Origin of the sequence: Runella sp. SP2, from assembly GCF_003711225.1 — a bacterium.
Classification (GTDB): Bacteria; Bacteroidota; Bacteroidia; order Cytophagales; family Spirosomataceae; genus Runella.
Genome location: NZ_CP031030.1, coordinates 5,517,622 through 5,529,885 on the forward strand (window position 1 = coordinate 5,517,622; position 12,264 = coordinate 5,529,885).

10 protein-coding genes are annotated in these 12,264 nt (G+C 46.2%); 4 read left to right on the plus strand and 6 right to left on the minus strand.

What is annotated here, in order from left to right; all coding sequences use genetic code 11:
* Nucleotides 1–7: 7 nt before the first annotated feature.
* The gene (locus DTQ70_RS22290; protein ID WP_122932850.1) at nt 8–2,839 is read right to left on the minus strand and encodes a sensor histidine kinase; all 2,832 of its coding nucleotides are present in this window, start codon (nt 2,837–2,839) and stop codon (nt 8–10) included.
* A gap of 189 nt (nt 2,840–3,028) precedes the next feature.
* Here DTQ70_RS22290 and prfA point away from each other — a divergent pair, with 189 nt between their 5' ends.
* From prfA to DTQ70_RS22305, 3 genes are all read left to right on the plus strand, one after another.
* The gene (prfA, locus tag DTQ70_RS22295; protein ID WP_122932851.1) at nt 3,029–4,105 is read left to right on the plus strand and encodes a peptide chain release factor 1; all 1,077 of its coding nucleotides are present in this window, start codon (nt 3,029–3,031) and stop codon (nt 4,103–4,105) included.
* A gap of 130 nt (nt 4,106–4,235) precedes the next feature.
* Nucleotides 4,236–4,670: a (4Fe-4S)-binding protein gene (locus tag DTQ70_RS22300; protein WP_122932852.1), complete on the plus strand. Its 435-nt coding sequence runs from the start codon at nt 4,236–4,238 to the stop codon at nt 4,668–4,670.
* A 64-nt stretch (nt 4,671–4,734) separates the two neighbouring features.
* Nucleotides 4,735–5,859, plus strand: a complete 1,125-nt coding sequence (locus DTQ70_RS22305; protein ID WP_122932853.1) for an acyltransferase family protein — start codon at nt 4,735–4,737, stop codon at nt 5,857–5,859.
* 63 nt (nt 5,860–5,922) lie between these two features.
* On the opposite strand, the gene DTQ70_RS22310 is transcribed toward DTQ70_RS22305, so the two are convergent.
* The 3 genes from DTQ70_RS22310 to DTQ70_RS22320 all read right to left on the minus strand — a co-directional run bounded on the left by DTQ70_RS22310 (nt 5,923) and on the right by DTQ70_RS22320 (nt 8,417).
* Nucleotides 5,923–6,261, minus strand: coding sequence for a DoxX family protein (locus DTQ70_RS22310; RefSeq protein WP_122932854.1), 339 nt, complete (start codon nt 6,259–6,261; stop codon nt 5,923–5,925).
* A complete protein-coding gene (gene rlmN, locus DTQ70_RS22315) occupies nt 6,258–7,325 on the minus strand; it encodes a 23S rRNA (adenine(2503)-C(2))-methyltransferase RlmN (RefSeq protein ID WP_122932855.1) in 1,068 nt (355 codons plus the stop codon). The genes DTQ70_RS22310 and rlmN overlap by 4 nt, the downstream gene beginning before the upstream one ends.
* A 78-nt stretch (nt 7,326–7,403) precedes the next feature.
* The gene (locus DTQ70_RS22320) at nt 7,404–8,417 is read right to left on the minus strand and encodes a zinc-binding dehydrogenase (protein ID WP_122934515.1); all 1,014 of its coding nucleotides are present in this window, start codon (nt 8,415–8,417) and stop codon (nt 7,404–7,406) included.
* Nucleotides 8,418–8,533: 116 nt separating this feature from the next.
* Here DTQ70_RS22320 and DTQ70_RS22325 point away from each other — a divergent pair, with 116 nt between their 5' ends.
* Nucleotides 8,534–9,679: a hypothetical protein gene (locus DTQ70_RS22325; RefSeq protein WP_122932856.1), complete on the plus strand. Its 1,146-nt coding sequence runs from the start codon at nt 8,534–8,536 to the stop codon at nt 9,677–9,679.
* 5 nt (nt 9,680–9,684) lie between these two features.
* Here DTQ70_RS22325 and DTQ70_RS22330 read toward each other — a convergent pair whose 3' ends face one another.
* Both DTQ70_RS22330 and crtD read right to left on the minus strand, forming a co-directional pair.
* Nucleotides 9,685–10,704, minus strand: a complete 1,020-nt coding sequence (locus tag DTQ70_RS22330) for a type IX secretion system membrane protein PorP/SprF (RefSeq protein WP_164490159.1) — start codon at nt 10,702–10,704, stop codon at nt 9,685–9,687.
* A gap of 78 nt (nt 10,705–10,782) precedes the next feature.
* Nucleotides 10,783–12,252, minus strand: coding sequence for a 1-hydroxycarotenoid 3,4-desaturase CrtD (gene crtD, locus DTQ70_RS22335; protein WP_122932858.1), 1,470 nt, complete (start codon nt 12,250–12,252; stop codon nt 10,783–10,785).
* Between the last annotated feature and the right edge of the window lie 12 nt (nt 12,253–12,264).

Here is a 12,264-nt window from a genome sequence, read left to right on the forward strand (position 1 = left end):
AGTTTAATTATACACAAGGCCGCTCAAATAAAACGACAAAACCTCCGTGTTTAGGCGAAGTGAGTGTCGCTACACCGCCAATTTTTTCGGCCCGCGTTTGAATATTCATCAAGCCATTACCTGGTCGGCTTCGTCCTAAGTCCACGCCTCGGCCATTGTCTTGCCATTCGATACGTAATGAGTCAGCAGTGGGAACAAACGAAAGCGTGGTTTCGGTCGCCTGCGCGTGTTTGAGGGTGTTGCTCATGGCTTCTTTGAACAAAAGCACCAAATGCCGACTTGCACCCGTCGGTAAATTTACGCCACGAAGCGCATCGTTTAATCCTTCCACATTGAACCGTACCCCAGTTTTATCAAAAACGTCGTCGCCAAAATCCTTCAATCGAACCGCGATTTCATACAGGCTATCGTGTTCGGGGTTAATCGCCCAGATAAAGTCTTTGGTCCCTTGGTACATTCGATTGGCATTATCGCTGATTTTGGTCAACAATTCCCCTACTTCGCCTCCCGCTTGGCCATTCATTCGGTTTTTCACCAATTCGGTCAAAAGGGAAATTCGCGTGAGGGTATTTCCAAACTCATCGTGTAAATCTTGGGCAGCTAGTTTCCGAACGCGCTCGTTTTCCTCCAATTTTGCTCGCTCAAGCGCAAGCAGTTGTCGAACATGATTATCATAAAGCAGTTTTGCCACTGCCGCCACCAGTAGAAAAAGGAGTCCATAAAACCACCACGTTTTCCAAAAAGGCGGGGTAATCACCAGCGATAGCTGTAGGTAATCTCGGTCGTTCCACTTTCCTTCGTTATTGGCCGCCTTCACCCATAATTTATAATTCCCAGGATTGAGGTTGGTAAAATCGACAAAGCGACGCGTGCCCGTATAGACCCAATCTTTATCGAAGCCTTCGAGACGGTACGCAAACTGATTGCTAGAAGGATTGGTATAGTCCAATGCTGCCCACTCAAAGGAGAAAAAATTTTCGTCGTAATCTAAACGAATGGGCTGACCGCTCGCAATGATGCTATCTAAATGAACAACTGGTTTTTCAAACTTTTTAAAAGAACGTAGCAAAATCCGTGGGAGGTGGTTGTTTATCACCAATTCATCGGGGCGAAAACTGAGCAACATTCCGTTTCCACCCACAAAAAACTCCCCATCGGGGCTGCGATGAAAACCTCCCGAGTTGAATTCTAATCCTCCCAAGCCATCTTGGCTGGTGTAGGTGCGAAATGTTTTCTTTTCAGGATTGAAGCGAATAAGCCCTCCGTTGGTCGTCAACCACAAATTCCCCGCTTTATCGCTCATAGCCCCATAGACAAACGAATTGGTAAGGCCATTTTTTTCGGTAAAATGTTCAAATTCTACTTTTCCATTTTGGTGTTTTGCCAAACTCAATCCCTTGGCCGAACATATCCAAACGCGTTGTTTGGCGTCCACATGCACGTCCAATATCATATTACTAATGAGTGACTTTACATCGTTGGGATTGTTTTGAAACAAACGGGCGTATTGATTTTGCGCGGGCCAATAGATTAACCCTTGCCGCATTCCAATCCACATTCCTCCTTTGGCATCACGCTGGATCGTCCCTACTGATTCCAGTTTTGCTTTGGTGGTCTTAGAAACAGGCAGCTCTTTCCACGTACGAACTTTTTTTTGCGGGTCAATTTGTGCCAAGTATCCCCGCGTCCCTACCCAAACTTGTTGGCTTGGGTCTTCATAAATTCGCAATACCCACGGCTGACCGCCTTCGTACAGTGGCAGGTTAAACGGTTCAAATCGTTGCTGGGCATTGTCCAAATGAAACAACCCCGTATTTCCTCCTACCCAAACACTACCCTGTGTATCTTCCAAAGAGGTTTCGACGATGGTATTGGGCGGAGTTTTATACGTTCGGATGTCGTGCGTTGCCCGATGAATACGGTACAAGCCAGAATAAGAACCCACCCACAGGTGTCCTTTCTTATCGGTCGTTAACCCAAAAAACGTACGAGTAGCTACTGACTCTTGGGTAAAAAGACGTTCCCAGTGTTTAAATGTATTTTTGGAGCGACTGTATAATTGCACGCCCGCTTCGCGCGTTCCTATCCATACAATATCTTCATCGGCCTCATTGCCCTCGTACAAACAAGTGATATAGCTACTTTTCAAGCCGTTGGTATCAAAAAAATCTTCATCAAAAGCATCTAAAGGCACATACTGTTGCTTATCCGCTTCGTAGCGAAACCGATAGATACCTTGGCCACGTGTTCCGACCCACACAATGCCCAGGTGGTCGGTCATGAGCGAAGAAACAGATACCTTCGCAGGAAGTAAGGGGGTAATTTGAGCCAATAATGCTTTTTTCGCATCATCGGGACTACGTTTTGTTACTTTAAACTCCGTTTCATTGGCAGCCATAACCCACCAAGTCGTTTTTGTCTGAACCCAAATGGCCTTATTTTTATCTTCAATGATTTGTAAAATGACCGTTTTGAGTTGCGAACTACGTCGAAACGTCCCTTTGGCAAAATCGTAACAGTTCAATCCTTTGGCAGTACCTACCCAAAAGCGCTGTTTGGAGTCTTCGTGAAGCGTAGTAATAAAATCATCGGACAAGGAGGTAGAGTCAAAAGGCGTTTGACGAAAAACCTGCACTCGCTGGCCGTCGTAACAATTGAGGCCATCTTGCGTCCCAAACCACATCAAACCACGGTGGTCTTGTAAAATACAGTGAACTTCGTTTTGGCTTAGCCCCTCGTTGGTTCCTAAATGATTCCAAAAGTCAAAGCCAATCGGTGGCGCAGCGTTTGCCCAAGCCGCCCACATCCACATAAGCCCGATGAGTAGTTTCGTTTTCATACTTTCAAACAAAAGTATTGGTAACTGAGGGTTTACGCTTCCCCCAAAGTGGGTGAAATGTATTTTTGTCGTACCTTTGCATATTCAAAACGGATTTCATCAGAGTATCTGCTCTACATACCCCCTCGCAAGGCCAAACTTCTGATTATCTGCGGGGCTATGTAGTCATCAAAGAAACACAAAATACCAATGTTAGAACAGTTAGAAGCTATAAAAGAGCGTTTCGAAGAGGTCTCGCAACAAATTGTGCAGCCTGAGGTCGTTTCTGACCAAAAACGCTTTTCAAAATTGAGCAAAGAATACAAAGACTTAGACAAAATCGTACAGAAGTACCAAGCGTACAAAAAAGTACTGAGCGACATCGAAGGCGCTAAAGACCTCGTTGCCAATGAAAGCGACGAAGATATGCGCGATATGGCTAAAGCGGAATTGACGGAGCTTCAACCGCAAGCCGAAGAACTTGAAGCAACGCTCAAAGATATGTTGATTCCCAAAGACCCTAACGATAGCCACAATGTCATTCTTGAAGTTCGTGGTGGAACGGGCGGCGATGAAGCAGCGATTTTTGCGGGAGACTTGTTCCGCATGTATCAGCGTTTTTGCGACCGTATGGGCTGGAAAGTCGAAATCATGGACTTTACCGAAGGAAGTACGGGCGGCTATAAAGAAATCATTGCCAGTATCATCGGCGAAGACGTGTACGGTAAGCTCAAATTTGAATCAGGTGCTCACCGCGTACAGCGCGTTCCTGTGACCGAATCGCAAGGACGGGTACACACTTCGGCAGCAACGGTAGCGGTATTGCCAGAAGTAGAAGACGTTGAAGAAGTAGAAATCAACCCTGCCGACATCGAAATCATCACTTCGCGTTCGGGAGGTGCGGGTGGACAAAACGTCAACAAGGTAGAAACCAAAGTACAACTTACCCACAAACCAACGGGTATCGTGGTAGTATGTCAGGTAGAACGTAGCCAACACGGTAACCGCGAGCGCGCCATGAATATGCTTCGTTCAAAACTGTACGAAATGGAATTGAAGAAGCAAAACGAAGCCGTTTCGTCGCAGCGTAAGTCGTTGGTGGGAAGTGGTGACCGTTCGGATAAAATTCGTACCTATAACTACCCCCAAAGCCGCGTGACAGACCACCGCATTGGTTACACCATTTACAACTTACCTGCCTTTATGGAAGGTGAAATTGGTGATTTTATTGAGCAACTTCGGATTGCCGACAATGCCGAACGCATGAAAGAAGGAATCACGGCGTAACACGCTCGCATTTATAGCACCTGACAGCAGAAAATGTTGTCAGGTTTTTTTATGCTTTCTGGTAGCGTGCGTAGCAGATTTTCGTTAGATTTCGTTGTTTTTGTTCCCCTTTACAATCTTACCTTATCACATGGAAAAGCAAATTACCAAACATTACACCAACGGCGAAGTAACCGTTGTGTGGCAACCGCACCTCTGTGTTCACTCTGCCATTTGTTTTCGCGGGCTTCCTAATGTTTTCGACCCACGCAAACGCCCTTGGGTAACGACCGAAGGCGGAAGCACCATTGCGATTGTGGAACAAATTCAGAAATGTCCTTCGGGGGCTTTATCGTATTTTATGAATACCCAAGTAGAAGAGCAAGAACCCGTAGAAGTCGAAACCGAAACCATCATCGAAATTCTTCCTAAAGGGCCTTTGTTGGTTTATGGCAATTTAAAGGTCAAAGACGCAGCAGGCAACGAAACCAAAAAATCACAGGTAACAGCCTTTTGCCGTTGTGGCCAATCGGGCAACAAACCATATTGCGACGGCTCACACGTCACGGCCAAATTTGAAGGATAAGTAAATAGTACATTCGACCTTTGCGGGCGTACCTTTCTAAAACCCGAATTATCTAACTACCCCTATGAATTCACCTTCTACCGATTCTCGCCCCAAACGGTTACTGTCGCTCGATGCCTTGCGAGGCTTTGATATGTTCTGGATTGCGGGGGGCGAAAACATTTTCCATGCGCTGGCTGAAGCTACTGGCTGGGCGGGAGCCATCTTAATGGCCGAACAACTCTCTCACCCCGAATGGAACGGCTTTCGAGCGTATGACCTTATTTTTCCTTTGTTTTTGTTTTTGGCAGGCGTTTCTACGCCTTTTTCGCTCGGCCGCCGCATGGAGCAAGGTGCAGACCGCTCGCAATTGCTTCGCAAAATCATCCAACGCGGACTCACACTTGTCTTGTTAGGTATTATTTACAACAACGGACTTGAAATCAAACCCTTGTCAGAGATGCGTTTCCCAAGTGTTTTGGCTCGGATTGGTTTGGCAGGGATGTTTGCCCAAATTATTTACCTTTATTTCAGCACAAAAGCGCAATACATCTGGTTTGTTTCGCTATTGCTGGGTTATTGGGCCTTTGTGATGCTTGTGCCAGTGCCAGGTTGCGGAGCAGGCCACATGACGATGGAGTGCAACCCCGTGAGTTATCTTGACCACCTGATTATTCCAGGGCATTTGCACAAGGGCATCCACGACCCCGAAGGTTTGTTTTCTACCTTCCCTGCCATTGCTACGGGACTATTGGGTATTTTTGCGGGAAATTTACTCCACGCCGATGAACGCTCTACGAGCCGCCAACAAAAAACGCTTTACCTTTTTGTGGTAGGCATCGTTTTTTTAGTGCTAGGAAAACTTTGGGATTACGTTTTTCCCATCAATAAAAACCTTTGGACGAGCTCATTTGTGTTGTTTGTAGGTGGCTGGAGCCTCGTTTTATTGTCCATTTTTTACTGGATTATTGACGTTCAAAACTGGAACCGTTGGGCGTGGGTACTGGCCGTTATTGGTATGAACTCCATCCTTATATATATGAGCGATAGCTTCTTCGATTTTCATTATACCTCGGAGCGCATGTTTGTAGGAATCGTCAAGTATTTCTCTGAACCCTTCCAAAAGGTATTTTACAGCATTGGATTCGTAGTAGTCGAATGGCTCGTTTTGTACTTCCTTTATAAGAAGAAAGTCTTTTTGAAGGTGTAGGTCAGGATTTGTTAAATAAAAAAGGCGCTGGAAATAAAATTCAGCGCCTTTTTTATTTAACAGCTACGTAAACTGGTACGCCCACCAAATAAGAACTCCTTGTAAGGGCAATCGTAAAACAAGTATCCATTGAGGAATTTTATGAAATTTACCTGAAGTCAACATATAGATATTCGCAGGAAAAATGGCAATAAACAGCAAGATACATCCCCATGCCGCCGAGTTTCTTGTAAAATTCACCAACAAGCCTATTCCTAAAAGTATTTCTGCCACTCCCGATAAAAAAATCCACAGTTGGTGAGCAGGTATCCATGGAGGCATCATTGGTTTATACAATTTCGGATTGATGAGATGCACTACCCCTGCAATTATCAAGAGTCCTCCCAAGACATAGGCACTCATTCTTGTTCCGATTTTTCACGGTTGGCTAACTGCCCACAGGCCGCATCAATGTCTTTACCTCGGCTGCGGCGAACGTTAACCACGACGCCTTTGTCTTCCAAAAATTTGGCAAACTGAGTCAGCTTATCGACACCCGTGTTTTTGAAATCGGCTTCGGCAATGGGGTTGTATTCGATGATGTTTACTTTTGAAGGCACTTTTTTGGTAAACTCCCACAATTCCCTGGCGTCCTGAATGGTATCGTTGAAATTGTAAAACACGATGTATTCAAACGTGATGCGGTTCTGGGTTTTACGGTAAAAATGCTGCAACGCCTCCGCCAAGTTTTTCAACGAATTCGACTCATTGATAGGCATGATTTTGTTGCGCTTTTCGTCGTTGGCCGCATGGAGCGACAATGCCAAGTTAAATTTTACGCCATCGTCGCCTAATTTGGTAATCATTTTGGCGATACCCGCCGTAGAAACCGTAATTCGCTTGGGCGACATTCCCAGTCCATCGGGTGAGGTGATTTTTTCCACTGATTCAAGCACGTTGGCATAGTTGAGCAGGGGTTCACCCATTCCCATATACACAATGTTCGACAAAGGAATTCCGTAGTTTTCCTTGGCTTGGCGGTCGATGGCCACCACTTGGTCGTACATTTCCGCCGCGTCGAGGTTACGTTTACGATCCATGTAGCCCGTCGCACAAAACTTACAGGTCAACGAACACCCTACTTGGCTCGACACACAGGCCGTCATGCGATCGTCGGCAGGAATCAAGACCCCTTCAATTAGATGGCTATCGTGCAGTCGGAAGGCCGACTTGATGGTTCCGTCCGAGCTTTTTTGGGATTTGGCCGTTGCAATCGACTTTATTTCAAAATGGGTATCCAATAACTCCCTTGTTTTGAGCGAGAGATTACTCATTTGTTCAAACGACGTAGCGGATTTTTTCCACAGCCATTCGGCAATTTGTTTGGCACGAAAACCTTGTTCTCCGTGGGCCGCTAACCAGTCTTTCAACTGTGCCACCGACAGTTTACGAATATCTTGCTTTTTTATGGTTGTTGTTTCTATCATGTTATAAAGACGACAGTTTGGCCATTGCGATGAGCCAAACTGTCTTATTTTCTGCAAAGTTACTGGCTTTCAGGGCAATCATCCAACTTTCAGGACAATCTTCCCAAATTGGGCACCACTATCCATGTGTTGTAAAGCGGTTTCAATCTCTTCTAAGGCAAAAACTTGATCCACAATAGGCTCAATTTGGTGCTCCCCCAAGAAGTAAATCATATCGGCAAATTCTGCCTCCGTCCCCATCGTTGACCCATATATATTAAGTTGTTTGAAAAATACCTTCCCAGGCACGATGTCGGTAATATTCCCCGTAGTTCCGCCAAAAAAACAAATACTTGCTCCTGCCGTGGCAACATCTATCAATTTCGTAAAACTTGCCCCGCCTGCACTGTCGATGATGACGTTGAAATACCCACTACGGTCGCCCCCCGTGGCGGCAATTAGGTTTTTGGCCCAGTTAGCATCTTTGTAATTCACACCGCCTTTAGCTCCCAGCGCAATTGCCTTGGCAATTTTTTCGTCCGAACCCGACGTTACCCATACTTCTGCTCCCGCCGCTACTGCAAACTGAAGCACAAACAACGCCACTCCCCCGCCGATACCTGTTACCAGCACACGGTCACCCGCTTTCATACTTGCGCGCGACATGAGTGCCCGCCAGCCCGTCAAGCCAGCCAATGGCACGGCCGCTGCGGCTTCGTACGACAAATGGGTGGGTTTTGTCGCAAGGTATTTGGCTTCTACTTTGAGGTATTCGGCGAATGTTCCGTTGTCGGGCATTCCCAAAATTTTAAAGCTTTTACTGTAAAAAGCAGGATTTTCACCCCAATTGTGCGATGGGTTAATAATAACGTCTTTGCCTAGCCATTCTTCTGAAACGCCTTCTCCTACTTCTACCACCGTACCTGCACCGTCGGAGCCTAAAGTGGCGGGAAGTTTAATCCCAGGATAAAGACCTTGTTGAATAAAAACATCGCGATGATTGAGGGCGGCGGCTTTGATTTGCACCAGCACTTCACCCTTGCCCGCGCTTGGTTTTTCAACTTCTTGTACCGTAACGGTTTGTTTGATTTCTGGAAGAATAGCGGCTTTCATACAAAACAAAAAAGTTTTTTGAGTGTCAACTTCTTTCACAAACAACCTTTTGGGATGAATGGTTGACAGACCTCCAAAAATTTCGCTATTTTTGAACTAATAAGCCATGAATAGTTATGAAAGCCCCCTCTTTACTTTTGCTAGTAATTGCTTCGCTTTTTGTCCGATGCGCTACGGGCGAAACTGCCTTCAAAAAAGGAAGGCTCGACCTTGCCATTAAGCAATCGTCGTACCGCTTGACCAAACGGCCTTCGCATACCAAAGCAGCGAAGGTCTTCATCGCTGCCTACCAAACGCAGGAACGGATTCATCAAGAAAACATACAACTGCAAATCAGGAACAATCAACCCTTTAAATGGGAGGACGTCTTGTACCAATACCAGCGTTTACAACAAAATTTTCAACAGTTTTCAAAGTGCGCGGCTTGTCGTTCATTGATTCAGCCCCTGCCTCGCCCCTACACCGAAAGCATAGAACAGGTACTCGACCTCGCCGCCGCCGAACGCTACGAGGCAGGTGTTCTTGCGTTGAAATACCAAGGCAACCGCCAAGCGTGCAAAGAAGCTTTTGAGCATTTTAAAAAAGTAAAACAACTGCGGTCGTCGTACAAAGACGTGGATAAATTGCTGCCGTTGGCCAAAGAATATGCTACGCTTCGGGTGGTGATTGAGCCTTTTAAAGACGTGCATTCACTTTCCAAGAATGACTACCAGTATTTGGAGGAGAAACTAGCGGATGCTCTGTTTGATACTCGCCAACCGCACGAATTGGTTCGCTTTTACCCTCCAGCCCTTGCTCGTTACGACAGCATTCCACCTCACCATTTGATTCAACTTAGTTTTACCAAATACAGCTCCCAAAGCGAAACTTTGTCGTCGAGCTGCACGACCGTTGAAAGTAACGAAACGTACAAAGTAGGCACAAAAAAAATCAATGATACCACCGAGGTGGACGTGATGGAAAAAGTGAAAGGCAGTCTCACTACGCACCGTCGGGAGTTGTCGGCGAGTTGTCGGTTAGAGTTTAGAATTATTGATTTAGATACCGAGCGCCCGCTTCATTCTGATTATATCAACGATTGGGCAGATTGGGCCGAAGAATGGCATGAGTTTAGCGGAGACACCCGAGCCTTAAACGGCAAAGTACTGACTACCTCCAAAAACCTTTTTCCGCCCTCGGATACTGATTTTTTCCGAGACATGAGTAAGTCACTGGCATCGCGGCTGCGGAAGCGACTCCAAGATTTTTACCGAAAAGAGTGATTCTATTACCAAAACAAACGCGAAGAAGTATAATGACTCCGTGGGCCAAGCGTGACTCCTAGCGTAATTTCGTGCGAACCGCGCGTAGCCACTTGCAGCGAGGAAATGGGGTATTCGTAGGTGTAATTAACCCTCAGTTGCTGCGCTACTTTTGCGCCAAAAAAGGCTGTAAAAGACTCTAATTGGCGGTAGGATGCACCAAACCACAAGTCGGAAGAATAGCTTATTTTTAGATTCAAATCCCAAGATAGCGGCGCGTTTGATACTTTTTTTAACAAAATAGAAGGAGTAAAATCCCAGTCTTCTACCAATGGCAACCGATACCCCGCCGTCAGAAAAAAGTGTGGCACGACCTTACCCTGCCAATTGCTGCTAGTGTTTTTAAACGAGAGCGTTGAAGGCCAAAGTTGGTTTACCGAAAATCCACCAAAGAAATCAGTCGAATACACCCAAATACCCGCGTTTAGGTCGGGACGAATGACGGATAGTTTTCCCGATGACACCAAAGGGTCTTGTGGATTTGCCAAACGGATTTGGTCAAAATCAAGCGTATGCTGACTTAGTCCTGCCGTCAGCCCTGCGCTTACTTGCCACTCTTCATTGATTGGATAATGATACGCCCCCGTTGCGCCCATCGAAAACCGTGTCCACGGCCCAGTTTGGTCTCGCACGACCGTCAACCCTGCCCCTCCGTGTGCATCGGGCTGCGACGAATACCTCTCCCGCCCAAAACGAAAACGAGGAGTAGAGGCGGGTTCTACGCTAAAATCAGGATGGCCCAAAGGCAGGTGAGCAGTCAAATAAAACGTACGAGGGGCATCTTCGAGCCCGCCCCACTGCTGTCGATAGCCCACTCGGGCATCGGCATAGCTTTCGATTCCAGCTACGGCAGGGTTGATGAGAAAATGATTTTGTAAATACTGCGAATAATGAGGCACCTGTTGCGCAAAACTTGCTCCCACTACCAAAACCCCCATCACGGCCCACAAGGTAGTCTGCCCAAACACACGTTTCTTCCTGTCCAACTTATTTTTTCAAAAGGGTATCAGATTCAAGGATTTATTGCAAAAATCGCGCCTAAAATACCCTTTAGCTGAACTTTTTCAAAGCTCGGCGGTCGCAATTTTAGCCGACAAAATCGCCAGCGGAATTCCGCCCCCAGGGTGTACGCTTCCTCCTACAAAGTAAAGGTTTTTGAACTGACGGGAAAAATTAGCGTGACGAAGAAAAGCTGCAAAGCGATTGTTGGAGCTATTACCATACAGTGCCCCTTGCGAACTTGAAGTCTTAGATTCGATGGTGCGTGGGTCTAAAATCGCCTCACATTCAATCAATTCGGCCAAGTCAACTCCTAAATTATGGCTCAATTTCTGGATAATTGCTTTTCTTGTTTGCGCAATCAAGGCGTCCCAATCTTGCCCTTCATTGTTGGGCGCATTGACCATCACAAACCAATTTTCGCCCCCTGATGGTGCGTCGTCAGGTTTATATTTGGAGGTAATGTTGATGTAAACGGTCGGGTCGGAGTAGATGGTCTTCTTTTGAAACAAATGCTCAAACTCAGTACGATAATCGTTGGAAAAGAAGATGTTATGAAGCTCCAGTTCGTTAAACTGTTTTTTTACCCCCCAATAAAAAATCAGCGCCGAACTTGATTTGGGTTGGCGCAAGATACGTTCAGGTTGACGGGCGTTGGGGAGTAATTTCCGAAAGGTATTCACTACGTCCATATTAGAGACGACGACATCGAAGGTTCGCTCTTCTACTTTTTCGTTATTACCTAGCTGTAAACCTTTTACCTGATTTGCTTCCGTTATAATGGTTGTTACTTTCGTACCAAAATGAAACGTCACACCCAAGTCCTGCGCTAATTTCACCAAACTATCGGTGATGTCCACCATTCCTTTTTTTGGAAAAAATGCCCCAATATTGTACTCCAGATGCGGAATAATGTTCATCGTCGCGGGAGTTTCGTAGGGATTAGAGCCGTTGTAGGTAGCATAACGGTTGAACAATTGTACCACCCGTGGATTAGAAAATCGCCGTTCGTTGGCGCGGTTCATGGTAGTAAAAGCGTCCAAACGGTGCAAATTCGCGTAACCTTTGAGCGCATCTCGGTTAAAATACGTCCCCCATTTATGCAACGAACGGTGTAAAAACAGCTTCTCGGTGACGTCGTATTTTAGGGCGCTGTCGTCTAGGTGTTCCAACACGTCTTGCGCGGGTACTCCAAGCGTTTGTTCGAGCGCTTGTGCAAACTTTTGCTGGTCGGCATGGGCTGTTAGTCGAACCCCGTCATCCCAAAAATACCGACACACTTCTTCAAGTCGAATATAATCAAAATAGGCTTTGGGGTCTTTCCCCGACAAACGAAACAGTTCATCCACCAACTGCGGCATGGTAAACAACGACGGCCCCGCGTCGAAACGATAACCGTTTAACTCAAAACTCGAAAGTTTACCTCCTGGATAGGTATTGGCCTCAAAAACGTGCACTTTATACCCCTTATTGGCCAGTCGAATACTTGTGGCAATGCCCGCAATTCCTGCGCCAATGACCGCTGCTGTTTTCATTTGTGGTACGGA